The following is a 24,310-nucleotide window of genomic DNA, read 5'->3' as shown; positions in this document are numbered from 1 at the left end:
TTGCAACAAAATATTATTAATTATGGGAGGTCGAATGGAATCCAAATTTTGAGATTAAAGAATAGCTCACCTAAATTTCTGTTAATACGATACGAAGTGTTCTAAAAAAAGCTTGTGTGAGGAAGATATGGTAAGCATATTCCTCACTCAAGCTTAAATTCTATTAATGACAGAATAACTTTTTTGTAAGTTTAGATCAGCGAAGACTCACCTTGGTCGGTATCTGCCTTGCTCAAATACGCCCCCGTTATCGAATGCTCGGCATCAGCAAGCTGGGCAGGAGTGCCTTCGAATACAATTCGGCCACCCCGGTGTCCGCCCTCAGGGCCCATGTCAATGATCCAGTCTGCGCTCTTGATCACATCTAGGTTGTGCTCGATGACCACCACCGTGTTGCCCCCGTCGACTAGGCGGTTCATAATGTCCATCAGACGAGAGATATCGGACATATGCAGTCCGGTTGTCGGCTCGTCCATTACATAGAGACTGCCTTCCTTGTGAAGCTCCCCGGCCAATTTGATGCGTTGGCATTCCCCGCCCGACAAGGTGCTCAAAGGCTGACCCAGAGTCACGTATCCGAGTCCCACATCCTCCAACGTCTTCAATTGACGGAGCAGCTCCTTCCTGCTGAAGAACCCCGAAGCTTCCCGTACCGTCATGGCGAGGACGTCGCTGATGGATTTTCCGTTCAGCTTATACTCTAGCACTTCATCGTTGAACCGCCTGCCCGCGCAAACTTCACAAGTCGTCCTTATTGGCTCGAGAAAGGCTAAATCCGTGTAGATCATCCCGAGACCCTGACAGTTGGAACAGGCTCCCTTGGAGTTAAAGCTGAACAACGATGCGCTCACCTTGTTGGCGGCCGCAAACAGCTTCCGTATCTCGTCCATCATCCCCGTATAAGTGGCCGGATTGGAGCGGTTGGATGTGCCCACAGCCGATTGGTCGATGACAATCGCTTCCGGATGCGATGGCAGGAATGCTCCGTTAATCAACGTACTTTTGCCTGAGCCGGCTACACCCGTTACCACGGTCAGCACACCGACGGGGATATCGACGGTCACATCCTTCAGATTGTGCAGGCTAGCGCCAGCTACGGGCATCCGACCCTTGGGAACCCTAGTTGAAGTTTTCAAGGGCAGACTATGCTTCAAGTACCGTCCTGTCAAGGTATCCGCTCGGAGCAAGCCCGCAAAGTCGCCTTCGTAGACGATTTCTCCGCCACGGGTTCCCGCATGAGGTCCGACATCGATGATGTAATCGGCGATCTCCATTACTTCGCGGTCATGTTCTACAACAAGTACAGTATTCCCTTTGTCTCGGAGCTGGCGCAGCATACCGTTCAGACGATGGACATCTCGCGGATGCAGCCCGACGCTCGGCTCGTCGAAAATGTAGATCATGTCGGTAAGACTGCTATTCAGATGACGGACCATCTTGATGCGCTGCGACTCCCCGCCCGACAAAGTTGCGGTCTGTCGGTCCAGACTCAGATACTCCAGCCCTATGGAGACCAGATGGTTCAGCCGGGTCAGAATTCCATCAATCACCGGGCCAGCAACGGGATCCCGAATGGCTTCAATCATACGAATAAGCTCTCCAATCTCCATTGACGCGCATTGGGCTATGTTGTAACCGTTAATCCGGCAGTTTAAGGCCTCTTGATTAAGCCGGCTTCCCTTGCACAAGCTGCATTCGCTGTAGGACAAGAACCAGTCAACCGATTCGCGTTTGGCTTCGGACATCTCGCTGCTGTCCCGCTTCAGATACAGGCGGGTGAATTTGGGCAGCAGACCTTCGTAATCCGATTCGATGGCGCCGTATTTGGAGTTGTATACGATCTTGCTTTCTTTGCCGTGCAGGAGGACATCCCACTCTTCCGGTGTGTAATCAGCGAGCCGCTTGTCGTTGTCGAACAGTCCGGATAGGGCATACGTATTCCATAACCAGCCCCCTACTTTAAATGCGGGAAACAGGATCGCGCCTTCATTCAGCGACTTGGACCTGTCGAGCAGCTTGTCTACATCGAACTGCACCACCTGTCCGACTCCGGAGCATTCCGGGCACATACCCGCCGGGTCGTTAAACGAGAAAACATGTGAATTGCCGGCAAAAGGTTTGCCGATTCTGGAGAACAGCAACCGGAGCATCGCATAAATATCCGTGATCGTGCCGACCGTTGAACGGGAGTTGCCACCGAGCCTTTTCTGATCGATCACAACCGCCGTAGATAAGTTCTCGATGAGATCGGTATCCGGCTGACTAAACCGGGGCAGCCGATTGCGGATGAATGCGGAAAACGTCTCGTTAAGCTGCCGCTGAGCTTCGGCGCTGATGGTGTCGAAGACCAGGGAGGATTTGCCCGAGCCCGAGACACCAGTAAAGACCGTGATTTTTCGCTTCGGGATGCAGACATTCACGTTTTTTAGGTTATTCTCACGTGCTCCTTTAATTACGATATCATAGACGTTCATAGACTCCACCTCGAGTTTTTATTTTCTAGCTTTCACAGTATAACTGACGTATTACGACACCTGCTGTCATGATTAGAAATGAAAAAGCGGCGGTCGAAGACCAGAAAATAAAGTCTTAGACCTGCCGCTGTTAATATGAAACTAACGATTTTATCATTGGAATGTGTAAAATTATTCATTCCCATCAAGATGATATATTAGTTGTACAACACCTGAAGAAAACGTTCTTGCATTAACCAATTTTAAATTCAGCCTCTGTTTTATATCCTCAAACAGCGGTTTCCCTTCTCCTAAAACAACAGGGTGAACAGATAATCTAAATTCATCAACAAGTCCTAAATCGATAAAAGTTGTAATTAGACTTGCTCCACCATATAGCCAGATGTCTTTGCCAGGCTTATTCTTTAATTTATTTACTTCTTCAAGAATACGATCATTTATAAATATTGCTTTATGATCAGTATCCTTTTGCGTCCTAGAAAACACATATTTCTCTTTACTATGATACAATGCCCATAATTCTTTATCCGCATCCGTAGCTTCAATATCAGGCGTAAATTGTCCCCATAAATCATAGCTTTTTCTTCCATAAAAGATTGTATCAATTTGATTTAAAAAATCATTAAACCCCAGCTCAGGATCCATAATACACCAATCAACTTCCCCATTTTTCCCTTCAATAAAACCATCTAAAGTAACCGCTAAATCTAAAATTATTCGTTTCATGATTTGTTACTCCTTTCGTTAATCTACCACCCATTATAGACCTCATATACGACACCTTATGTCATATTAATAAAAGAGAGGATATCTTTTTAATAATGCTTTCCGTCAGGGCGATTCCATAAAGACCATACAATCATTTCTTAAAAGTGTTGTTGAAGTGTTCTAAATAAAAAACTTGTGTAAGAAAGATACTGTAATCATTTTTCTCACACAAGCTTTAATTATATTAATGACCGAATAACTCTGTATGTTTAGAGCAGCTTTACTTTATCTGTGCATATCTTCCTCCCACACGCATTCCTCGGGGGAAACATTAACAAATGCCTGTATACTTGGCTGCCTTAGAGAACGACCCTCTGTCCACTCAATATATTGAATTTTAACTGTTATTTTAGGTTTTATCCACACTGCATCCTTATCCCGTTCAGGTTTATTTATAAAAGGACGTTGATCGAGCACCAATGGTTGAATAATTTTTGTTAGCTGTCTCCAATCAGAGTGTTTTAACTTTCCTGTTCCTGCATGACCTATGTACGACAATTGGCCAGCCCTATCGTAAAGACCAAGGATTAAGGCATTAACCACTCCGTTACGAAGTGTTACTCCACCTACGACTGCAATGAGGTCTTTGTAGTGCTTCTTCTTTTGCCAATTGTTATTTTTATGATTAATTAAGTACAAGCTATTAAGATCTTTGCAGACAATCCCTTCTAAATTAAAATTCTCGACTGTCTTCCAAAGTTGTATTGCATTTTCGTAGCTTGGTACAAGCTGGACATGTTTATTAAGTAGAATAATACGTTCCAATAAAGACTGCCTGTATTCTAAGCTTTTGTTAGTTACCCATTCCCCATCACAATAAAGGATATCGAATATCATATAAGAAATAGGAACCTCTGTCCTTACACGCTCAATTTTCTTCATATCCTTTAAATGATCACGCTTCATCACGGCATGAAATGATGGTTTTCCATTTTCTAAAGCGATAATCTCTCCATCAAGAATAACAGATGAGGCAGTACAATATGAGGATAAGTCTGTTAACTCAGGGTATTGCATTGTTTTTTCGTTTAGTCGTCTATTATATAGTCTTGTATGCACTCCGTCGTAATAAGTAAGTACACGTGTACCATCCCACTTAACTTGATAGACCCAGTTTTCCCCTTCAGGAATTACATCTGTACTTATTGGTTCAAATGGTGTAATTGGTCGTATATCCATCAAAATACCTCGACAACTTATATTAAACGAATTGAAATTAGATTCTTATTTTATTATCGCCTATTAAGATAAAATTATAAAATTCTCTTCAAGTACTGTCATTGATCCTGCAACGCCGGTCTTTTGCCGGCTCGATGATTGGTGGCATTCGTGAAACACAGGAAATGCTTGAGCTATAATAGTTCCTTGTTTTTTCCTTTATTAAGCTTCAATAAGACTTGAGCTACTACTGCTAATATGGGCAACTCAATTAATGGTCCAATAATTAGAGCTAGTGCTATTAATGGTTGATCTGGAAAGGCGGTTAATACAATAGCCAAGGCAACAGGTGAATTTCTTGCCACAATGGTCATGTTTAAGCTAACGATATCCTCATAACTAAAACTCAATACCTTCCCTGCCGTTTGAGCTACAATAAAATTTATAATGAAGTACAGTAATAAGGGAACTAACATAAGTAAAATGACTTCAAGGTTGTTTAGTAAATACGAGCCTTGTGATGCAAACATGGCCACAATAGCTAAACATAGAAATATGACTTGAGAAGAAGCAAAGAAAGGGATAATCTTATTCTTTAAAATTTCTTGTTTTTTCTTAAAGCCATATCGTGTAGCACTTGCTAGAATAAATGGAACGAATAAAACTAACACTACACTCTCTATAATTGTTGATAATCCAACGGTTTCCATTGTCCCAGCAAAGATTAATAAGTAGATTGGTAATAAGATGAGCTGTAATATTAAATTAACAGGTAAAACAGAGGTTGAAAGAGACATATTTCCTTTTGCAATGGAAGTAAAAATCAAATACCAATCTGTGCAAGGAGTTACTAATAATAATATAAATCCAAGCCATATCATAGGGTGTTCTGATAAAAATATAGCGCCTAACCCCCATGCCAATAAAGGAGTCCATAAAAAATTTAGGATAACATTCGCACTTAAAAATTTTGTATTGCTGAAAGCTTTCCTTAACCCCGCCAATGGAACCGTTAAGAAGAGTCCATATAGCATGAATAATAGAAATGGAATGATAAGAACTTCTGCATGCTGTTCAAATAAAGTGATTTGTCCTAATAAAAGTCCAATACCAATAGCAATTAAAATAATGACCGTTTGAAATCTCTCTATGATATTCATTCTAAATTTTTCCCCTTAGACTTATTAAATGTGGATGCGCGTAACATACCTTTAGTTATAAATTTACATTAAAATTATGGTACTTGCACTTTGACTTAAAATCCTGACATTTTAGAAATTATACTTTAATAGTCTTCGAGTAAATGTAGCAGGTCTATTTTTTATTGACTTCTATAAATAAGCATTTTATTATATAAGCAAATGCTTATTCGTTAGGTGGTGAAAACAGTGAACATGACATTGGAAAACCAAGCGGCTGTTCTAAAGCTTCTTGGGGACAAAACTAGACTTTCCATGATTGGCCTCCTTGAACATCAAGAGTGTTGTGTTTGTGAATTTGTTGAGATTTTTAGCATGTCTCAGCCTGCTATTAGTCAGCATTTAAGAAAATTAAAGGATGCTGGATTAGTTAATGAAAGTCGAAAAGGACAGTGGATTTATTATTCATTAAACCGAGATAGTGCATACTTCCCCATGGTCGATGATGTCTTAAAACACATTCCTAGCCAGCAAGAAAAACTCAAATGGCTAGAGGAACAGGGATTAAAAATTTCATGTGATTAATTGGGGGATTGATTCGATTGTTACAAACCGTTTTGGCTTCACTTATCTTTTTAGTTACCCTTATTTTTGTGATATGGCAGCCTAAACATTTATCTATTGGATGGTCTGCTTGTGGGGGTGCTCTCTTAGCCTTATTAGTAGGAGTCGTTAGTCTGCAAGATGTATGGGATGTTACGCAGATCGTTTGGAACGCTACTCTTGCCTTTATCGCTATCATTATTATTTCACTCATCTTGGATGAGATCGGCTTTTTTGAATGGTCCGCTTTGCATATGGCACGGGCAGCCAAAGGGAATGGTCTCTTAATGTTTGTCTATGTATCCTTCCTTGGAGCCCTGGTTGCTGCCTTCTTTGCTAATGATGGAGCTGCTCTCATTTTAACTCCCATTGTTTTAGCCATGGTACGCAATTTAAACTTCAAGGAAAAAATGGTCTTTCCGTTCATCATAGCAAGTGGCTTTATAGCCGATACGACTTCTCTTCCGCTAGTCGTCAGTAATTTGGTTAATATCGTGTCAGCCGACTTTTTTGGAATAGGATTTGTAGAGTTTGCTTCGAGAATGATCGTACCTAACTTTTTTGCTTTAGCCGCTAGTATTCTCGTTCTTTATCTATATTTTCGTAAAAGTATCCCTAAGAAATATGAGCTTTCTCAATTAAAAGAACCTGTCCTTGCCATTCGAGATCCAAGGCTGTTTAAGCTGTCCTGGATAGTCTTAGGAGTTCTGCTTGTTGGCTACTTTGCTAGTGAGTTTATCGGATTACCCGTTTCAATCATAGCAGGCATTGTGGCTATTTCCTTTCTGTTATTGACTCGAAGGAGCCCTGTTGTTCAGACTCAAAAAGTTCTAAAAGGAGCCCCTTGGGCGATCGTCTTCTTTTCCATTGGGATGTACGTTGTCGTTTATGGACTCAGAAATGTTGGGTTAACATCACTCCTAGCTGATGTTATACAGTGGGCTGCTGATCAAGGCCTTTTTGTAGCCACGATTGGTATGGGATTTATTGCAGCCATTCTATCTTCCATAATGAATAATATGCCTACAGTTATGATTGATGCCCTTGCAATTGCAGAAACAGATACGAGCGGTGTCATTCGGGAAGCTCTCATCTACGCCAATGTGATTGGATCCGATTTAGGTCCAAAAATTACGCCTATTGGTTCACTAGCCACGTTACTGTGGCTCCATGTTTTATCTAAAAAAGGAGTTAAGATCTCTTGGGGGACGTATTTTAAAATTGGTATCATCTTAACGATTCCAACCCTGTTTATTACCTTAGTGGGACTGTATCTTTGGTTAGTGATCATTCATTAAGCACAATAATAGTCATGTAAAGGAGCTAAAACTATGTCTAAGAAAACCATTTACTTTTTATGTACGGGGAATTCTTGTAGAAGCCAGATGGCTGAGGGATGGGCCAAACAGCATTTGGGCGACGAATGGAACGTGTACAGTGCTGGAATTGAAGCACATGGGCTTAATCCAAACGCTGTGAAAGCGATGAATGAAATTGGCATTGATATCTCTAAGCAAACATCAGACATCATTGATCCTATCATCCTAAACAAGGCAGAACTTGTTGTGACCCTATGTGGAGATGCTGCTGATAAATGTCCTCTTACCCCTCCTAATGTAAAAAGAGTTCATTGGGGATTCGATGATCCCGCAAAAGCTGAAGGAACGGAAGAAGAGAAGTGGGCTTTCTTTCAACGTGTTCGTGATGAGGTAGGGACTAGAATTAAGCAATTTGCTGAAACGGGAGAATAACCAAAAGATTTCTTTTGGTTTCTTCCATACAGCCTAGATATTAACCAGTTATTTTCCCCTAAATCAAAATAAATTGATTAAATGGTTGTCATTGAATAAAAAGAATGTATATAATAGCTATATCAAAAAAAATTGATTAAGGAAGATGTCTAATGAATACTCAAACCATGCCCCCTTTAAAACATTATGAGAAGATCTTTAAAGCTCTAGGAGACGAAAAAAGACTTGAGATTATGTATCAGCTCTGCCAGCGAGGTAAAACATGCGTATGTGACTTAACGGATGTTTTTGGAATATCTCAGTCTAAGCTTTCTTACCATTTGAAAATTTTGTTAGAAGCTAACTTAATTACCAAAGAGACGATCGGGACTTGGAGCTTTTATGATTTAAACGAGGCTCAAGTCAACCATGTTTTATCTGAGGAGCTTTGTTGTGTCTTTAGAAAAGAAAGCAAAATAAGCTGTTCATAAATTTTTTAATCCTTAAATCAATTTTTTTTGATTAAATATAAATCAAAAGGAGAATCTTTATGAATTCCATGAACATACCTTTAGAAAACCAAAGTTGCTGTACATCTCAACCCCAACAGATCCAAGATCAAAATCAAATTAATCAAACTGATTTGTTACCCGTTGCGATTATTGGGGCTGGACCTGTAGGTCTAGCAGCGGCAGCACACTTGGCCCATAAAAAACAACCCTTTTTTCTTTTAGAAGCAGGCTCGCAGGTAGGAGCCAATATTCTTACATGGGAGCATGTTCGCCTTTTTTCCCCGTGGCGTTATAACATGGATAAAGTAGCGACACGTCTATTAAGCGAACAAAATTGGACTTCACCAAAATTAGACTTACTGCCGACTGGAAAAGAACTTGTAGAGCAATACCTTCAACCCTTAGCTAATATTCCTGAGATTAAACCTTACGTACATGTGAATACAAAAGTCCTGTCTATTAGTCGAAAAAATATAGATAAAATGAAGACCACTAATCGCGAGAACGTTCCTTTTGTGCTTTATACAGAGCAGAATGGAGCTTTCAAAACATTTGAAGCAAGAGCTGTTATGGACGCAACCGGAACGTGGGGAAATCCTAATCCAGCAAACTCTAGTGGTGCGTGGTTCAATAAAGAAAAAGAGAGCAATGAACACATATTTTACGGAATTCCAAACGTGTTGGGGAATAAAAAAAGTCAGTATGCGAACAAAAAAGTGGCGGTTGTTGGAAGTGGGCATTCTGCTATAAACACCTTGATTGATTTAACAAAACTAAAAGAAGAGCATCCAAAGACTGAAATTCTATGGATCATAAGACGAGATAACGTCGAAGAAGCGTACGGTGGTGAAGAAAAAGATGCCCTTGAAGCCAGAGGAGCTCTTGGCAGCCACATCCATCAGCTCGTAGATTCTGGAAAGCTTGAGGTTATAAAATCATTTCGTATTCAATATGTTGAACGAGCCAATGATGAGATAAGCATAGTAGGAGATAAAAGAGGAGAAGCCGTAACTTTAGCAGGGATAGACCAAATGATTGTGAATACGGGGAATAGACCGAATTTTAATATACTTAGCGAAATACGAACGTCAATCGATACAATAACAGAGAGTGTTGAAGCATTAGCCCCGCTTATTGATCCAAATATTCATAGCTGTGGTACTGTTCGACCTCACGGTGAAAAGGAGCTCAGACAACCTGAAAAAGGTTTTTATATCGTCGGATCTAAAAGCTATGGCAGAGCTCCAACGTTCCTCATGGCAACTGGCTATGAGCAGGTACGTTCAATTGTGGCTCATTTAACAGGCGATTTTGAGGCAGCCCAAAAAGTTGAATTAGAACTTCCTGAAACAGGAGTTTGTAGTGTTAACCTCTCTAGCACAAATAGCTCTAATACCCACCCAACAACCTGCTGTGGGTAGAAAACACACATACGTTAAAGAGCTTCCAGGGTCTGTTTCCTTGGAAGCTTTTCGAACCTCCATACCTATTCCTCCACCTTCTAATCATTTTAATATTATAACTCAAGTGTGATACCGTCATATCTAAGAAAGAAACTCCTTTAGAGCAGGACCCATCTTAGCTGCATCTTCATATCCTCTTTCATATAAATCCGTTAATTTTTCTTTGCTTCTTTCTACACGTCCAACCTTTAATTTTTCAGTCGGGCTGATGACAAAGATGTTCCCTTTTGCCTCCTCATCCCTAATATATTGTAACGTTTCATTATAGACGATATGTCTTCTCTCGGAAGCCTGAATTAAACCAGGATAGTCACGATATTTTTTTCGTAAATACCAGCCAAACGACTGAGGCTTTTTCACATACTCACGATTTTGCGTTAAGATAATTACATTTTTGGATTGACCATCTTTAACTGCTTGCTTAATCGGGATCGGATCAGAGATACCTCCATCCATAAGCATTTTATTTTCAAAAGAAACGATAGGAGCAACGAATGGTAATGAGCTCGAAGCACGTAATAACGTTAAGATGTCTTTCATATATTCCGATTTTTTATAATAAATAGGGTCCCCTGTCATACAATCAGTTACCCCCACCACAAATTCTTCCTTCCCTTGCTCATAGGCTTTAAAATCAAATGGCACCAACTCGTTAGGCAATCGATCAAACAAAAAGTCCATACCAAATAGCTGTCTTTTCTTTATAAAGTTTGTCAAGGATAAATACTCTGGATTATCAAGAAAATCAATACTCACGGTACGGTTGCGGTCCATTTGTCTAGAAATATAAGAAGATCCATTACATGCTCCAGCAGATACACCGATTACATAAGGCAAATAGATGTCCTGTTCCATCAAATATTGAATAACCCCTCCAGTAAAAATCCCTCTACTTCCTCCACCTTCAAGGACTAATCCAGTTTTATTCATTTATAAACACCTCTTTATTTCTAAATGAGCATATATACTTTAATTTTATTTTACAGCAAGATGACAGGCAGTGTCATATCAGATGCCTTTGCTATTCAAACTAAACTAAGACATCAAACTCAACTTTAAGACATCCAAGTATACAAACCTTTACAGAAGTTCATCCTAGTTGATGTAGAATTGTAGATTTGAAGTCATATGTTGGAGGAGATAGTGATGGCCGATTATATACAAGAAAAAAGGGATGTAAGAATCGGTACTCATACCGTAAGCCTTACAAGTCTCTCCAAGCCCCTATGGCCTCAAAAGAACATAACCAAAGCCCGTTTTTTACAATATCTTCAGGATATTTCACCCTATTTTCTGCCCTTTTTACAGTATCGTTTATTAACGTCTATTCGCTATCCACATGGCGTAGGTGATGATTTTTTTTACCAGAAAAATTGTCCTGACTATGCTCCCTCATATATTCAAAGACACAAAGATAAGGATATAACCTATATAGTTTGTTCTGATCTCACCTCGCTGATTTGGCTAGGAAATCAATTAACTCTTGAATTTCACATCCCTTTTCAAACGATTCATACATCTGGTCCTTCTGAAATCGTGTTTGATCTTGATCCACCTTCACGTCAGGAGTTTTCATTAGCGATTGAAGCCGCTTTAGCTATTAAAGAAGTGCTTGATCGGCTAAATCTGTATTCTTTCATCAAAACATCTGGAAATAAAGGACTACAGCTCTACATCCCTCTTCCTGATCACCAGTTTTCCTATGATGACACAAGAAGATTCACACAGTTTATCGCCCATTATTTGGTGAATAAAGAGCCTAATTGGTTTACTGTTGAAAGATTAAAGGCGAAGCGTGGGAAGAAGCTTTATGTGGATTACGTCCAGCACGCTGCTGGAAAAACGATTATTGCCCCCTATTCCCCAAGGGGAAATAAAGATGCTCTTGTTGCCACCCCACTTTTTTGGAAGGAGGTTAATAGCTCACTTTCTCCAGATCCATTTTCTCTAGAAAATATTGTCCAACGAGTTAAATCAGAAGGCTGTCCCTTTGAGCATTTTTTCGCACAAAAAACAAAACAGCCCTTCCAGCCAGTTCTGAGATGGCTGAAAGAGCAAAATGTTTAAGATTTATGACCTATGGTAATATGAGCTAATCCATCTAAGACATCCACGATTTCAATTTGAGTAAATGCCGGCTGGAGCATACTTTTAAGCTCTTCCTTTGCGTAACGATGCTTTCTGGTTGAAACGTTTGACCATTTCCAAAGATACTCCCATTCCTCCTGTGGAATTCCCTGCTCCTTTGCTACAGCATAGGCCTGTTCAGGATTCATCAATGGTGAAGGATTTAGCATCAAAAGTGTTCCCTGTTTTTTCAAAACTCTATGTAGCTCTTCAATCCCTTTTTCAGGTTCTGGAAGTAAGAACATCATACAGGTAGAAATAGCCACATCCACACTCTCGTTTTTCAAAGGAAGCTCATACGCATCCCCAACACGGAACTCAAACCGATCCGTTAGTTGTAGCAGGTCAGCCTGCCTATTCGCTTCTCTAATCATTTCTGGGGAAAGATCGATACCAATTCCTTCTGCTATTTGATGCTGGATTCGCTGAAGGAAACGTCCCGTTCCACAGCCTACATCAAGAGCAATAATACCGTTCTGCTGCGGGACATATGTAGCTAGTTCGGCATGTATTGAGCTCAGCCAGCTAGTTTGAGCCATCTGATCAAAAAAAGTAACCATTTGATCAAAATCTTCATTTGTTAGCTTTTTCACTCTCATCACTTCCCTCTCTAACCGAATTAATCTCCTACTATTACTTTTCCTGCAAGCAAAAGGCTTTAGCATCTCATATACCTCATCAACCGATTTAAAGGCATAAATCTTCTTTTGTACCTGAGCTCCTTGAATGAAAGCTAAACATGGAACACTTTCTATTTTCCAGCGTTCAGCAACTTCAGTCACAGCGTTCAAGTTACACGAGTATAACTTAAGCTCTGGCAATGCTGCTTCTACAATTTCTAGCATCTTCGTTGTCACCTTACACGTTCCACATAGTGGTGTGTAAATATATACGGGTATCGTTTGCTGGTTAAAACGAAGCAGTCCGTCCATCTCCTTTTTGCCTAGCTCAAACATGTTTACATCCTCCAATGATCTGGTAAATCTACTACCTTATATCCGACTAACTCTTCCTGTTCATACGTAAAAGCATGCTCCTTAGCACTGAGTTTATCATTTAGCATATCGGGTAAAAACAAAGGAATATTAGAAACAACTTGAGGACTTTCTAACACCCATTCTAAAGGCTTCCAAGCTAAATAGCCTTCATCTGTTTGTACAAATGAATCGTTGTAGGCGTTAGCCAAATACACATGAGTACCGCCCTCTTCGTTCCAAGTCACTAAGCCACGATACTCTAAATTCTCTACGTCGAGCCCTGTTTCTTCTAGGATTTCTCTCTGAATAGCCTGTTTTGGTGTTTCACCATGCTCTATTTTGCCACCTACACCGTTCCATTGCTTAGCATTTGGCGGATGGTTTCGATAAAGCATTAGAATTTCTGTCCCTTTTCTTATAAAGCAAAGGGTATAAATCACCTGATCTTCCTTCATTGTTTCCTCCTAAATACTGAATAGACCGAAGCAAAGATACTGGATAATCCTAGACTAACAGAGATCGCCAATATTCATCTATTGCTTTCATCTTACAAGTATGATAAAGTAGAAAAAATTTACCCTAAATACTAGACCCATAATACCATAAAAAGGAGGTGTTTTTCATGCGTAACGTTACTATATATGATATTTACCAGCATCCTATCGCCCAAAAGTACATTCGTCGATCCGGTATGGCACACGCCATCTCAGTAGCCTATCATGCTTTTTCATTAGCCTGTGAAAAGGGAATTAACCCTGACTTGGCCGCTAAAGCAGGTCTCCTACATGATATCGGACATTATACCTGGTACAAAGATGGTGAGTGGGATTACAACGCCTACAAAAAAAATGACATTCACCCGATTAAAGGAGCTGAGCGAGCCCACAAGCTGCTTATTCGACTTGGTGAAAATCCAAAGGCTGCGAAGGAGATATCCCTAGCCGTTCTGCTACACACGGATTCCCTGTTACCAGAAGGTCAGATTCAGTTAAGCAGATTACAGGAAATTGTTCATATTGCAGATGAAATGGATAAACAGCCTAATCATCAGCATCATTATCGTCAGCTGGATCAAAGTAAGGAGAAACTACTGATTAAGCAACTAGATAAGAAAATTGAAGCAGCTCCTCAGTCCTGCTCTTCACCATCTATTCGTACCATTTCACTCCTATCCAACTAATGCCTACTTACCGTTAAGCTTTGGTCCCTAAGAAAATAACGATTTATTAATTTAGAATTACGGATATTTCTGCATCTATGTCGACTTCTTGGGGCTCCGAAACTTCTAACGGCCATATTTGCACCTTAGAAGCGATTTTTGACCCTCAATAATCTCTAACGGTCAAATATGCTCCTTACAAGTGTTTCTTGAACTAAAATCGGCGGATTTTCCATCTAAGTGTCGAATATGACCTAGAGACTAGAGCCTATGAATTTGGGTCTCTAAGAGTTAAATATGACCGTTACAGATGAAAGACAAAGAAAAGAAGCTGAACACACGTAGAAAGTTCTACTTGTGAACAACCCCTTATCTCACAAAGAATAATACTTCATTTTCACTATTAAAAACTCTTCATCTCACCGTTGATTACTCTTTGCGATAACAACTGACTATTCTTCTTTTCACCACTAATTATTCATTGTGACCATAATTAGCTATTCTTCTTTTCACCACTAATTACTCCTTAATATCATAACTACTTTACTCTTCGAATTCAGAATGTCTAGCCTCCGCTAGCAGCGTGTTTTTCAGCTCCCATAACGCTGGAGATAAGTCAACATGATACGTATGTGGGTTTGTCAGCCTTAGAATTTCTGCTGAGAATGTGTGCTTTTCCTGCTTAGCATATTCTTGAATCTCCTTTAAGCTAGGCGATTCATAAACAAGCTTTCCTTCAATAAATATAGGGAGCAAAAGCTCTTTAGTGCTGTAGTTTTTGATCTTCTTCTTTTTCCACGTATTCACCGGATCAAAGGCAACAAATTCCTCAGTCGGAATCTCTTCATGCTCGAGCATGATAAGATCAACCAGCGCTTTGTGCTGCTTACGATCATAGAATCGTACAACCTTCTTAAAGTCAGGGGTGGTGATTTTTTCCGGGTTTTCACTCACCTTTATTTTGGGCTTAAGTACTCCCTGCTCCTCTTCTGCTACAAGCTTGTACACTCCACCAAGCGCAGGACAATCCCTAGAGGTAATCAGATTTGTTCCCACTCCCCATGAATTAATTTTAGCCCCCTGTCCCTTTAGATCACGAATTAAATACTCATCTAGGTCACTTGAAGCTACGATAATCGCTTCAGGAAAACCTGCTTCATCTAATAGCGTTCTAGCTGCCTTCGATAAATAAGCTAAATCTCCGCTGTCTAGACGAATGCCATAATTGACAAATGCCTCTCCTAGCTCCTCCTTCATCTTTCTGAAAACTCGAATCGCATTAGGCACACCTGATGCCAGCGTATCATACGTATCCACTAGTAAAATACAGTTCGTTAGAAACGTACGAGCAAATGCCTCGAAAGCCTCTGTTTCAGTTGGGTAGCTTTGGACAAAGGAATGGGAATGTGTTCCTCTAATTGGAATCTGAAACTCTCTGCCTGCCAACACGTTTGATGTGGCATGAACTCCCCCAATAAAAGCCGCTCGTGAACCGTATAGCCCTGCATCAGGTCCCTGTGCTCTTCTAAGACCAAATTCCATGACTGTATCCTGCTCAGCAGCCTCTACAATTCGAGACGCTTTTGTAGCAATTAATGTCTGATGGTTAATGATATTTAATAAAGCCGTTTCAATGAGCTGAGCTTCAAAAACCTTGGCTTTAACTCGAACTAAAGGCTCCTGTGGAAACACCACACTTCCTTCGGGTACAGCATATATCTCACCAGTAAATGAAAAGGAACGCAACTGATCTAGAAACCCCTGGTTATATTGCGAAGACTGTTTCAAATACTCAATATCCTCATCAGTAAAAGATAACTCCTGAATATACTCAATAGCCTGCTCTAGACCCGCAGCAATAGCGTAGCCACTTTTACAAGGCGTTTTTCTAAAAAACAAATCGAATACAACTTCTTGATCCATTTTATTGTTCATATAATATGAATACATCATATTTAGCTGGTAGTAATCGGTCAATAACGTTAAATTCCTACTCATGGTACACCTACTTTATATTATGTAGCTCCTCCTTAAAGGAGCGTATCATTTGTGTTCCGTTCTAGTGTACAATAATTTTTAGTGAAAGACCACCATTACTCTGATATACTATACTATTGATGGAATACGTATACTTTTCATTACATATTAAGGAAGGGGTAAGATATGTCTGAAAATCAAACATTATTACCGGACGTAGCTAGCGCACTAGAATCCTTTACACACTTAGAGCAAAAAATCATGCACTATCAACAATTATTGGGCCTTGTTCAGTGGGATTTACAATCAGGAGGAACACCAAGAAAAGGGCAAGCATCCAGAGCCGAAGCCATAGGAGCCTTAACGGCAGATACTTTTGAGCTTTTTGTCTCAGAGGAAATGGGTGCATGCTTAGACGTCCTAACAAAGCCAGAGAATAATCAGCAGCTTGACGCAGAATCAAGGGCTAGAGTAAGAGTAGCCAAAAAGGAATATGATAAAACAAAAAATATTCCTTCTAGCATGAATCGAGAGTTTTCTGTTCTTACAGCTAAGGCTCATCATATTTGGGAGGAGGCTCGAAGCAAGAATCAATTCTCCCTTTATGAAGAGTCGTTAACAAAGATTGTAGACTTCCAACGTCAATTTGCTGAGTACTACGGGTATGAGGGACATCCATACAACGCCCTGTTAAATAATTATGAGCCAGGGCTTAATGTAGAAAAGCTAGACTTATTATTTAGTGATTTAAGACAAAAAACTATTCAGCTATTAGATCGTATCCAAGCTTCTCCGCACAAGCCACAGAAGGAGATCTTTGAGCAGAAGATTAATATTGAGCAACAAAAAGAATTTAATAAGTTTATTCTGCCAAAGCTTAATTTTGATCTGGATGCTGGACGTTTAGATGAATCGGTTCACCCCTTTGCAATTGGATTAAGTACGGGTGATGTCCGTATGACAACACGTTACCTTGAAGAGGATGTACGCAGTGCTATATTTAGTACAATGCATGAGTGTGGACATGGTCTTTATGAGCAAGGGGTTCATGCTGATTATAATGGTACGTTTATTCAAGGTGGGGCATCTATGGGGATCCATGAGTCACAATCCCGCTTTCTAGAAAATATTGTGGGACGTAGCCTTGAATTCTGGACTTATTTTTATGAGGATCTAAAGGCTCATTTTCCACAGCATTTTGATCAGGTCTCTCTTGAAGAATTCACAAGAGCTATTAATTTGTCTGAGCCTTCCCTTATTCGTGTGGAGGCAGACGAACTGACATACAATCTGCATATCATGATTCGATACGAGATTGAAAAGGGTCTGATTGGTGGTCAATATGAGGTTAAAGACTTACCACAGATTTGGAACGAAAAAATGCAGGATTATCTAGGTATTACTCCATCCACAGACTCCGAGGGCGTCCTTCAGGATGTGCACTGGTCCTTTGGAGGATTTGGTTATTTTCCTTCGTATTGTCTTGGAAATTTGTATGCTGCCCAAATCGCACATACGATTAAGCAGCAAATCCCTGATTTTGATCAGGTCATTGCCAATGGAGAATTCGATAAGATTCGCGGCTGGTTATTAGAGAATATTCATCAGTACGGAAAGCTTTACACGCCTGGAGATCTTATTGTAAAAGTAACAGGTGAAGAGCTTAATGCCAAATATCTAGTTGAATATCTAGAGCAAAAATATACAGAAGTCTATAAACTATAAAAGTATCATAGGTTTATAGAAAAAAAGCTTGTAGCTCCTGTTAAATGTCCTTTACAAAGGGTACACTTTACTGAGGGCTACAAGCTATTTTAAAAAGGAACTGTCCCTAATAGATATTTTAAATACGGGTATAACTCCTTTTTATCAGTATTCTATTAAGCTATTTCTACAATGTCCTAGGCTAGTAGTTTAACAAAATCCGCAGCAAGCACCGGACGACTGAACAGATAGCCTTGGATTCCGTTGCAGGATTTAGATTTTAGGAACTCTAGCTGCTCCACCGTTTCTACTCCTTCAGCTACAACATTCATATTCAGATGATGCGCGAGGTTAATAATGGTTGTTGATATGTACCGATCGTAGCGATTCTGAGAAAGCTCCTTCACAAATTCGCGATCAATTTTCAACGTATCAATAGATAAATGCTTTAAATAATGCAAAGAGGAATAGCCCTTACCGAAATCATCTAGAGCCACACGTACTCCCATTGCCCGAAGCTGATTCAATTTATCTGTCGCTTCCCCTACATTCTGAATAAAAAAGCTCTCTGTCAGCTCTAGCTCTAGGAAACGAGGATCAAGCTGAGTCTGATCTAATACTCTCTGTACACACTCAATAAAGTGATCATTCTGTAGAAACACAGTAGATATATTTACTGCTACCTTGAGCTCCTGATACCCATCCTCTTGGAATTGTTTGTTCTGTCTACACGCCTGCTCTAGTACCCATTCTGATAAAGCATGAATATGACCCGTTTCCTCAGCTAACGGAATAAATTGAGTTGGAGATATAACCCCTAATGTTGGCTGATTCCACCTTAACAAAGCTTCCATACCAACGATTTCTCCTGATGCTAGATCAATTTGTGGTTGATAATGTATGACAAATTCTTTTTCAATATTGGCCTGCTCTAGGTATTTTCTATATTTGTTCTGTAGCGTAAGCTTTGGAGTGCTATGAAAAGGTTCTTTTCTCAGGAGCTTAATTCTCTCTGATCCCATCAAACCCTTATTTTTCTGATAGGTGAACATTGCCATTACGGTTCTATGCATAGACTGCTTTCTTAGAAATTTAAAAGATACCTTCAAATAACTCGACTGAAAAGTAGCTACTTGAACGGAAGGGAGTGAAGAGATTCTTGTGTTGTCTGTAGAATTAGAGACAAGCTCATCTGCTGAATGAACAAATTCTTTAAAAATACTGTAGCACTCTACAGGAACATGTTCACTAATATTTGCCCCAACAACTTGATCATAAGGAAGGTTAAAGCATTCGATCATTTCATCTGTACATGCTGTAATCCGTCCATTTTGGTCTACTTCTACGTATCCTGTTTCATAACTGCCATCCTCTTGCATACTTTCCCTCCCCAGTAAAGAATATTATGTATACTTCATACTTATTCGACAGCAAATGAGAAATTTCCTCTTTTTAAATTTCGACAAACCCTAAAGCAAAAAGAGACAATAGACGACATGCTTTGCGTAATCTGAACAGAAAAAAACCTTACTCAATTACACTGTTCTTATCAGATAACGAAGTAAGGATCATTTTATAATATTTAGCTATACTTTCTTTAGGAAGCTTTTAACCGCCTGTAGGAGTTCATTCGGTTCATCATCAAAGATGTTATGGTTCGAGTTCTTTAACGTTAAACAAGCTGAATCTGCTAGCTTTTCCACATACATATTTGCATGCTCCTCGCTTAGCAGCGCTCCCTTTTGTGCCCCTCTTATAATGAGTACTGGAACAGCTAGACGAGATAGCTGCTCCCAGAAAACCAACTCTTTTGAATCCCTTTGAATGCCTTCAAACACATGTCTTTGCATTCTTTCTAGACTCCCTTTCCCCTCCAAGGAGGACTTTGAATCATAAAATCTACCCATTTCTCGGATAACTTTGTATGTATGGCCGGATAATCTCCTATGATTAGTCCCGCTAAGCGGTCAGGGTGCTGCATCGCATAGCCGAGTGTATAGGCAACTCCTCTCGAAAAGGCAAAAAGGACTACTTTTTCAGTTTTTAATGCGCCAACAACCGTCTCTATATCCTGAATATGATCCTCAAGAGTATATCCATTAACAGGCGAATCACTCTGCCCTCTCCCTCTAAGAGACAGCGCGACACTTTTTCGATTTGTAATGCCCTCCATTAGCTCTTTATAATCCTCAGCTCCCTCCGTTAAACCAGGTACAAATACAATGGGCGGTAGCTCCTCTTTCCCCATATTCTCATGAATGTGCTCAATATAATGTAGTGAAACATCTTTATTTTTTATAAAATGCTCTGAAAACTGTCTTGATGACATCCCAATCTCTCCTTTTAACTGAATAATCCTATATTCATATACTTGATTTGTGCCACTGAAGCAGCGTATGTAACGCGATGTATAATAGAGTTAGAAACCCACCAAAGAGCAGGGTAAACATCACAGCCTGTGCATGAATATTTTCCACAACACTTACTAATAAACTTAAAGGATTCATAACAATATCCCACGTATTCCATCTAATGAATCTACCTAGATAAATACCAAAGCTACTTAAAAATAAAACCCCTACAACAAAAATATATCCCATTAATGCCCCCTTTTTTTGAGCTACTAATGCTTGAACTAGAAATAAAGAAATGTAACCAATAATAACCCCAATAAAAATAAAGAGTGAGATCATCGCTAAATCATACCACGCTAGAAGATCGGGGTTGTAGCCTACAAATTTTCCATCGCTCATCTTGTAAAAGTCTACGATCCCTAAATGAATGTAGTCTGTAATCATATATGGTGCATTAGGAAAGAAGAACAACCATACAGCTCCAATGAGTAACAGTAGAAAGCTTTTAGTTGACTTGGCTATGTTTTTTTTATCTACACTCAACAGTAAAAGAGCCAGCAAAAAAGGAAGCCAGGCCAAGAACAAGTTCCATATCAAATAAAGATGTGAGACATACTCTGTTTTAACGATACGAAACAACACCATAGCACAGCCTACAATTGAGAGAAACGCATATACACTGAACAACCTTACTAAACGACTAGACTGAAATAAATGACGTGAATCCATTAGATCGTACCCCTTATCCATTCCTAAATCTATCTTCCATATTATTCGTCTAAATTCCTGCCTTTAAAGGGTAAGTGGAAATATGAAAAATTAATAGATTCGTCTAACAGCTTTAAGAGCTTGACTACATACACTATCATGTGGATCAAGGTTCATCATATTGATCTGCAAGTAACACATAGGAGATTATAAATCTTCTATCTATCACGTATTACAGGAGGTTCTGCAGATGAAAATCATGATTGATCCTGGACATGGCGGACATGATCCAGGGGCTGTTGGTAATGGCTTGCAGGAGAAAACATTAAATTTAACTATTGCTAGGCATATTCGGGACATTCTAGTCGCAGAGTACCAAGGTGTTGAAGTGCGAATGACAAGGGATTCTGACGTATTTATCGGACTATCTCAAAGAGCGGCATTAGCCAACTCATGGGGTGCTAATTATTTCATGTCTATTCATATTAACGCTGGTGGTGGTACAGGCTTCGAATCTTACATCTATAATACTAGACCTGCTAGCTCTGTTCGTGCCCAGGATCTTATTCACCCTCAAATTGTACAAGCCATGGGCGTGACAGATCGTGGGAAAAAATCAGCGAACTTTGCCGTTCTTAGAGAAACCAATATGCCTGCTATTCTTACAGAGAACTTGTTTATTGACCGTGCGGCAGATGCTACAAGGCTTGCTAACGCTACTTTCCTTAGAACAATTGCTAGAGGACATGTCAATGGATTAGAAAGAGCCTTTAACCTCCGCAAAGGTAGCGGCGGTGGTGGGAATGTATATCGAGTCATTGTTGATGGTACACAGGTTGGTGCCTATGGAGACCATCAAAACATCTTGAACGAAATCCGCCGTAATGTGGGAACAGCAAGAAATATTCTTGTTCAAAGAACGTAAATATGAGTTTATTTATCTGTCCCTTTCTAGCTTCTATCCCTTTATAACATTTGTGAATGATTAAAGGAGTGATTATTGATGATTTACCGCGTGATTGTCAATGGTGTGCAGGTTGGAGCCTATTCACAGGTTGATAATTTACTAGCTGAGGTTAGTCGCCACCTTGGCACAGCAAATGAAATCCTAATTCAACGAGTCTAAACTATTCAATTCTAGCGGACATTTTCTTATTCTATCTACCTCTGAATTTATAATTTCTGATAGTAGAACAACTCATTAATTGATTCCTTGAGCTGCACCTTGGTATGACTGCTAAGGTGCAGCAATGTCCGTTAGAGATTTTTTACTTAAAATTTTCTCTAAAACAGAGTTCCACGACTTTTTCTACAGAATAGCCCTACATATCTCATTGTTTTTACTAGATCAATAGCCCCTATAATGATAGTGTCACAACTTTTGTTGAAAACTAGATTTGATAGAAAAAAGTGTGGCAACCTTGTATTTTTGATCATGATTCTCCTCTTTATAGATAGAAGCGCTTCTTCTATTTCAAAAAAAGGGGGAACACAGATGAAAATTATGCTTGATCCAGGACATGGTGGAAATGATCCAGGTGCTGTTGGTAACGGCTTACAGGAAAAAACATTGAACCTGACCATTGCTAGACACATTAGGGATATGCTTAACAGTGAGTATCAGGGTGTTGAAGTACGAATGACCAGGGATTCTGACGTATTTGTTGGATTATCTCAAAGAGCCGCGTTGGCTAATCAATGGGGCGCTAATTATTTCATGTCTATTCATATCAACGCTGGAGGAGGTACTGGCTTTGAATCATTTATCTATAATACTCGTCCAGCCAGCTCCGTACGTGCCCAGGATCTTATTCACCCACAAATTGTACAAGCTATGGGCGTAACAGATCGAGGAAAAAAATCAGCTAACTTTGCCGTCTTAAGAGAAACGAATATGCCTTCCATCCTTACAGAGAACTTGTTTATTGATCGAGCAGCTGATGCTGAAAGACTAAAAAATGCAACGTTTTTACGGACAATCGCTCGAGGTCATGTGAATGGGCTAGAAAGAGCGTTTAATCTTCAAAGAAGAGGTAGCGGCGGCGGTAATCTTTATCGTGTTGTTGTCGATGGTACACAGGTTGGAGCCTTCTCAGAGCATCAGAACATCTTAAATGCGATTGAGCAAAGAATTGGGTCCGCTTCAAATATTTTAGCTCAAAAAGTATAAGCAGATTCATTTCTACAACTCTTGATGATGGGAGGTGTTCGAATGGTTTATCGTGTGATTGTAGACGGTGTACAGGTTGGTGCCTATTCACAGGTTGCAAATATTTTAGCAGAAGTAGGTCGTCATTTAGGAACGGCCAGCAACATTCTAATTCAACGAGTCTAATGATCGAGAAATTAAAATTAAACACGCTTATAATCCCGAGTCACTTTTAAGTGGCTTGGGATTTTTTATGCACCCATTTCACAAAAAATAAGGAGGTGACACAAGCATGAATTCAAAAAAGAAAGCAAATGCTCTGTACTCATTTTTATTGGATCAACTAAATCAACCACTCAAGAACTCCATTTTATCCGACCGAATTGTAGCTTCTTTTTTAAATAACGAGGAGTATAAAAAGCTGCTGCTTTCTGCCCTTACTAATCCAAGTCCACAGCATATTAAGGAAGTTGATTTGGCCTTTAAAAAACACTACACCGAAGTAAGATTTATAAAATATGTTTCCATGATTATCTATTATGAAGCCATGCATTTCAATCGGAAGCAGGATAAAAGAAACGAGAAAGTTACGTTACATGATCCAGCAATAGACCTATCACTTGAAGCATCCCCTGATACCTTTTTAAGAACAATAACAGATTTTGAAGCCCAGAATGAGTTATCTCAGCAAATTGCCAGTAAAGACGTTTATGAAGCGTTTATGTCCTTAACCCAACGCCAGCAAACTATTCTTAGATACTCCTATCAGGAGCAACTCACTGATAAGGAAATTGCTCAGAAGCTAAGCGTGTCACAGCAGGCAATTTCCCAGTCACATCAAGGAGCATTGAAAAAGCTAAAAAGCCTTTTAAAGACTCACGAAATTAGATCTATTATCAACTAAATCTATTTGAAAGGAGAAGATACTCGTGTATTCTCTGTACAATTTTATTTTACAAGCGATTGAAAAGGATATTGATGCCTCCATGCACCTGATCAAACAATTCGAACCTAAGGTTAATCAGTCCTTACGTAAAACACCCTATCAGGAGAGAGATGACTTAAGGCAGGAGCTTCAGCTTAAGCTTTTAGAAGCGATTTATCAATTTAAAATCCAGGATGTACCCGGATTCTTTGATTATGTTAAACAGCGAATAGATCTCCAATGAGTATCAAAACATTTGTTGTTTTAAACTACTTAATGGTACAAAAAAGCCAAGGAGGGAATCAATTGATCAACCTTCTTGGCTACATAACGTTAGATAGCTTCAATTTTAACTAGGAATTTAAAAGCTAATTTGCCTATGG

At 39.7% G+C, this 24,310-nt stretch carries 25 protein-coding genes and 1 pseudogene; 14 read left to right on the top strand and 12 right to left on the bottom strand.

What is annotated here, in order from left to right:
* Window positions 1-191: 191 nt before the first annotated feature.
* The 4 genes from J2S11_RS07730 to J2S11_RS07715 form a co-directional block, all read right to left on the bottom strand.
* A complete protein-coding gene (locus J2S11_RS07730) occupies window positions 192-2,474 on the bottom strand; it encodes an ATP-binding cassette domain-containing protein (RefSeq protein WP_307393043.1) in 2,283 nt (760 codons plus the stop codon).
* 171 nt (window positions 2,475-2,645) lie between these two features.
* The gene (locus tag J2S11_RS07725) at window positions 2,646-3,203 is read right to left on the bottom strand and encodes a dihydrofolate reductase family protein (RefSeq protein ID WP_472924661.1); all 558 of its coding nucleotides are present in this window, start codon (window positions 3,201-3,203) and stop codon (window positions 2,646-2,648) included.
* Window positions 3,204-3,467: 264 nt separating this feature from the next.
* Window positions 3,468-4,421, bottom strand: a complete 954-nt coding sequence (locus J2S11_RS07720; RefSeq protein WP_307393038.1) for an ATP-dependent DNA ligase — start codon at window positions 4,419-4,421, stop codon at window positions 3,468-3,470.
* A 173-nt stretch (window positions 4,422-4,594) separates the two neighbouring features.
* Window positions 4,595-5,560 (bottom strand): arsenic resistance protein, encoded by a 966-nt coding sequence (locus J2S11_RS07715; protein WP_307393037.1) that lies wholly within the window; start codon window positions 5,558-5,560, stop codon window positions 4,595-4,597.
* Window positions 5,561-5,794: 234 nt separating this feature from the next.
* On the opposite strand from J2S11_RS07715, the gene J2S11_RS07710 reads away from it, so the two are divergent.
* From J2S11_RS07710 to J2S11_RS07690, 5 genes are all read left to right on the top strand, one after another.
* On the top strand, window positions 5,795-6,124 hold the full coding sequence (locus J2S11_RS07710) for an ArsR/SmtB family transcription factor (RefSeq protein ID WP_307393280.1): 330 nt from the start codon (window positions 5,795-5,797) through the stop codon (window positions 6,122-6,124).
* Between the two features lie 17 nt (window positions 6,125-6,141).
* The gene (locus tag J2S11_RS07705; protein WP_307393035.1) at window positions 6,142-7,440 is read left to right on the top strand and encodes an arsenic transporter; all 1,299 of its coding nucleotides are present in this window, start codon (window positions 6,142-6,144) and stop codon (window positions 7,438-7,440) included.
* Between the two features lie 33 nt (window positions 7,441-7,473).
* Complete coding sequence (gene arsC, locus J2S11_RS07700) at window positions 7,474-7,893, top strand: arsenate reductase (thioredoxin) (RefSeq protein ID WP_307393032.1); 420 nt, start codon at window positions 7,474-7,476, stop codon at window positions 7,891-7,893.
* A gap of 152 nt (window positions 7,894-8,045) precedes the next feature.
* Window positions 8,046-8,363, top strand: coding sequence for an ArsR/SmtB family transcription factor (locus tag J2S11_RS07695; protein ID WP_370875480.1), 318 nt, complete (start codon window positions 8,046-8,048; stop codon window positions 8,361-8,363).
* A gap of 59 nt (window positions 8,364-8,422) precedes the next feature.
* Window positions 8,423-9,805, top strand: a complete 1,383-nt coding sequence (locus J2S11_RS07690) for an NAD(P)-binding domain-containing protein (RefSeq protein WP_307393029.1) — start codon at window positions 8,423-8,425, stop codon at window positions 9,803-9,805.
* A gap of 123 nt (window positions 9,806-9,928) precedes the next feature.
* Here J2S11_RS07690 and J2S11_RS07685 read toward each other — a convergent pair whose 3' ends face one another.
* The gene (locus J2S11_RS07685) at window positions 9,929-10,777 is read right to left on the bottom strand and encodes a patatin-like phospholipase family protein (protein WP_307393026.1); all 849 of its coding nucleotides are present in this window, start codon (window positions 10,775-10,777) and stop codon (window positions 9,929-9,931) included.
* Window positions 10,778-11,044: 267 nt separating this feature from the next.
* Between J2S11_RS07685 and ligD the strand changes: the two are divergent.
* Window positions 11,045-11,914: pseudogene (gene ligD / locus J2S11_RS07680) on the top strand (non-homologous end-joining DNA ligase); the annotation flags it as partial.
* On the opposite strand, the gene J2S11_RS07675 reads toward ligD, so the two are convergent.
* On the bottom strand, window positions 11,911-12,930 hold the full coding sequence (locus J2S11_RS07675) for a methyltransferase domain-containing protein (protein ID WP_307393022.1): 1,020 nt from the start codon (window positions 12,928-12,930) through the stop codon (window positions 11,911-11,913). The pseudogene ligD and the gene J2S11_RS07675 overlap by 4 nt on opposite strands.
* A 2-nt stretch (window positions 12,931-12,932) precedes the next feature.
* On the bottom strand, window positions 12,933-13,406 hold the full coding sequence (locus tag J2S11_RS07670; RefSeq protein WP_307393020.1) for an NUDIX hydrolase: 474 nt from the start codon (window positions 13,404-13,406) through the stop codon (window positions 12,933-12,935).
* A 167-nt stretch (window positions 13,407-13,573) separates the two neighbouring features.
* Here J2S11_RS07670 and J2S11_RS07665 point away from each other — a divergent pair, with 167 nt between their 5' ends.
* A complete protein-coding gene (locus tag J2S11_RS07665) occupies window positions 13,574-14,131 on the top strand; it encodes an HD domain-containing protein (RefSeq protein ID WP_307393017.1) in 558 nt (185 codons plus the stop codon).
* A gap of 522 nt (window positions 14,132-14,653) precedes the next feature.
* Here J2S11_RS07665 and J2S11_RS07660 read toward each other — a convergent pair.
* Entirely contained in the window at window positions 14,654-16,108 is a 1,455-nt protein-coding gene (locus J2S11_RS07660; RefSeq protein ID WP_307393014.1) for a nicotinate phosphoribosyltransferase, read from the bottom strand.
* Between the two features lie 165 nt (window positions 16,109-16,273).
* Here J2S11_RS07660 and J2S11_RS07655 point away from each other — a divergent pair, with 165 nt between their 5' ends.
* The gene (locus J2S11_RS07655; RefSeq protein ID WP_307393012.1) at window positions 16,274-17,812 is read left to right on the top strand and encodes a carboxypeptidase M32; all 1,539 of its coding nucleotides are present in this window, start codon (window positions 16,274-16,276) and stop codon (window positions 17,810-17,812) included.
* A gap of 176 nt (window positions 17,813-17,988) precedes the next feature.
* Here J2S11_RS07655 and J2S11_RS07650 read toward each other — a convergent pair whose 3' ends face one another.
* The 4 genes from J2S11_RS07650 to J2S11_RS07635 form a co-directional block, all read right to left on the bottom strand.
* Window positions 17,989-19,170 carry a putative bifunctional diguanylate cyclase/phosphodiesterase gene (locus J2S11_RS07650; protein WP_307393008.1) on the bottom strand — a complete coding sequence of 394 codons (1,182 nt, stop codon included), beginning with the start codon at window positions 19,168-19,170 and terminating at the stop codon, window positions 17,989-17,991.
* A 207-nt stretch (window positions 19,171-19,377) separates the two neighbouring features.
* Entirely contained in the window at window positions 19,378-19,641 is a 264-nt protein-coding gene (locus tag J2S11_RS07645) for an alpha/beta fold hydrolase (protein ID WP_307393005.1), read from the bottom strand.
* Window positions 19,642-19,646: 5 nt separating this feature from the next.
* A complete protein-coding gene (locus tag J2S11_RS07640; protein WP_307393002.1) occupies window positions 19,647-20,120 on the bottom strand; it encodes an alpha/beta fold hydrolase in 474 nt (157 codons plus the stop codon).
* A gap of 34 nt (window positions 20,121-20,154) precedes the next feature.
* Entirely contained in the window at window positions 20,155-20,874 is a 720-nt protein-coding gene (locus J2S11_RS07635; protein WP_307392999.1) for a DUF1361 domain-containing protein, read from the bottom strand.
* 229 nt (window positions 20,875-21,103) lie between these two features.
* Here J2S11_RS07635 and J2S11_RS07630 point away from each other — a divergent pair, with 229 nt between their 5' ends.
* From J2S11_RS07630 to J2S11_RS07605, 6 genes are all read left to right on the top strand, one after another.
* Entirely contained in the window at window positions 21,104-21,778 is a 675-nt protein-coding gene (locus J2S11_RS07630) for an N-acetylmuramoyl-L-alanine amidase family protein (protein WP_307392996.1), read from the top strand.
* 78 nt (window positions 21,779-21,856) lie between these two features.
* Window positions 21,857-21,979: a hypothetical protein gene (locus tag J2S11_RS07625; protein WP_307392992.1), complete on the top strand. Its 123-nt coding sequence runs from the start codon at window positions 21,857-21,859 to the stop codon at window positions 21,977-21,979.
* A gap of 369 nt (window positions 21,980-22,348) precedes the next feature.
* Window positions 22,349-23,023: an N-acetylmuramoyl-L-alanine amidase family protein gene (locus J2S11_RS07620; RefSeq protein ID WP_307392991.1), complete on the top strand. Its 675-nt coding sequence runs from the start codon at window positions 22,349-22,351 to the stop codon at window positions 23,021-23,023.
* Window positions 23,024-23,065: 42 nt separating this feature from the next.
* The gene (locus J2S11_RS07615; protein WP_307392988.1) at window positions 23,066-23,188 is read left to right on the top strand and encodes a hypothetical protein; all 123 of its coding nucleotides are present in this window, start codon (window positions 23,066-23,068) and stop codon (window positions 23,186-23,188) included.
* Between the two features lie 106 nt (window positions 23,189-23,294).
* Window positions 23,295-23,906: a sigma-70 family RNA polymerase sigma factor gene (locus J2S11_RS07610; protein ID WP_307392986.1), complete on the top strand. Its 612-nt coding sequence runs from the start codon at window positions 23,295-23,297 to the stop codon at window positions 23,904-23,906.
* Window positions 23,907-23,931: 25 nt separating this feature from the next.
* Entirely contained in the window at window positions 23,932-24,171 is a 240-nt protein-coding gene (locus J2S11_RS07605) for a helix-turn-helix domain-containing protein (protein WP_307392983.1), read from the top strand.
* The last annotated feature ends 139 nt before the right edge of the window (window positions 24,172-24,310 follow it).

Origin of the sequence: Bacillus horti, from assembly GCF_030813115.1 — a bacterium.
GTDB classification, from domain to species: domain Bacteria; phylum Bacillota; class Bacilli; order Caldalkalibacillales; family JCM-10596; genus Bacillus_CH; species Bacillus_CH horti.
Note: the sequence above shows the minus strand (reverse complement) of the source record. Positions and strands in the feature narration are given on the sequence as shown.

Excerpts from the sequence above, each read along its gene's own strand:
- J2S11_RS07730 (WP_307393043.1), bottom strand. The coding sequence starts at position 2,474 with ATGAACGTCTATGATATCGTAATTAAAGGAGCACGTGAGAATAACCTA.
- J2S11_RS07720 (WP_307393038.1), bottom strand. The coding sequence starts at position 4,421 with ATGGATATACGACCAATTACACCATTTGAACCAATAAGTACAGATGTA.
- J2S11_RS07715 (WP_307393037.1), bottom strand. The coding sequence starts at position 5,560 with ATGAATATCATAGAGAGATTTCAAACGGTCATTATTTTAATTGCTATT.
- J2S11_RS07710 (WP_307393280.1), top strand. The coding sequence starts at position 5,795 with ATGACATTGGAAAACCAAGCGGCTGTTCTAAAGCTTCTTGGGGACAAA.
- arsC (WP_307393032.1), top strand. The coding sequence starts at position 7,474 with ATGTCTAAGAAAACCATTTACTTTTTATGTACGGGGAATTCTTGTAGA.
- J2S11_RS07695 (WP_370875480.1), top strand. The coding sequence starts at position 8,046 with ATGAATACTCAAACCATGCCCCCTTTAAAACATTATGAGAAGATCTTT.
- J2S11_RS07690 (WP_307393029.1), top strand. The coding sequence starts at position 8,423 with ATGAATTCCATGAACATACCTTTAGAAAACCAAAGTTGCTGTACATCT.
- J2S11_RS07685 (WP_307393026.1), bottom strand. The coding sequence starts at position 10,777 with ATGAATAAAACTGGATTAGTCCTTGAAGGTGGAGGAAGTAGAGGGATT.
- J2S11_RS07675 (WP_307393022.1), bottom strand. The coding sequence starts at position 12,930 with ATGTTTGAGCTAGGCAAAAAGGAGATGGACGGACTGCTTCGTTTTAAC.
- J2S11_RS07670 (WP_307393020.1), bottom strand. The coding sequence starts at position 13,406 with ATGAAGGAAGATCAGGTGATTTATACCCTTTGCTTTATAAGAAAAGGG.
- J2S11_RS07665 (WP_307393017.1), top strand. The coding sequence starts at position 13,574 with ATGCGTAACGTTACTATATATGATATTTACCAGCATCCTATCGCCCAA.
- J2S11_RS07660 (WP_307393014.1), bottom strand. The coding sequence starts at position 16,108 with ATGAGTAGGAATTTAACGTTATTGACCGATTACTACCAGCTAAATATG.
- J2S11_RS07655 (WP_307393012.1), top strand. The coding sequence starts at position 16,274 with ATGTCTGAAAATCAAACATTATTACCGGACGTAGCTAGCGCACTAGAA.
- J2S11_RS07650 (WP_307393008.1), bottom strand. The coding sequence starts at position 19,170 with ATGCAAGAGGATGGCAGTTATGAAACAGGATACGTAGAAGTAGACCAA.
- J2S11_RS07645 (WP_307393005.1), bottom strand. The coding sequence starts at position 19,641 with ATGCAAAGACATGTGTTTGAAGGCATTCAAAGGGATTCAAAAGAGTTG.
- J2S11_RS07640 (WP_307393002.1), bottom strand. The coding sequence starts at position 20,120 with ATGTCATCAAGACAGTTTTCAGAGCATTTTATAAAAAATAAAGATGTT.
- J2S11_RS07635 (WP_307392999.1), bottom strand. The coding sequence starts at position 20,874 with ATGGATTCACGTCATTTATTTCAGTCTAGTCGTTTAGTAAGGTTGTTC.
- J2S11_RS07630 (WP_307392996.1), top strand. The coding sequence starts at position 21,104 with ATGAAAATCATGATTGATCCTGGACATGGCGGACATGATCCAGGGGCT.
- J2S11_RS07625 (WP_307392992.1), top strand. The coding sequence starts at position 21,857 with ATGATTTACCGCGTGATTGTCAATGGTGTGCAGGTTGGAGCCTATTCA.
- J2S11_RS07620 (WP_307392991.1), top strand. The coding sequence starts at position 22,349 with ATGAAAATTATGCTTGATCCAGGACATGGTGGAAATGATCCAGGTGCT.
- J2S11_RS07615 (WP_307392988.1), top strand. The coding sequence starts at position 23,066 with ATGGTTTATCGTGTGATTGTAGACGGTGTACAGGTTGGTGCCTATTCA.
- J2S11_RS07610 (WP_307392986.1), top strand. The coding sequence starts at position 23,295 with ATGAATTCAAAAAAGAAAGCAAATGCTCTGTACTCATTTTTATTGGAT.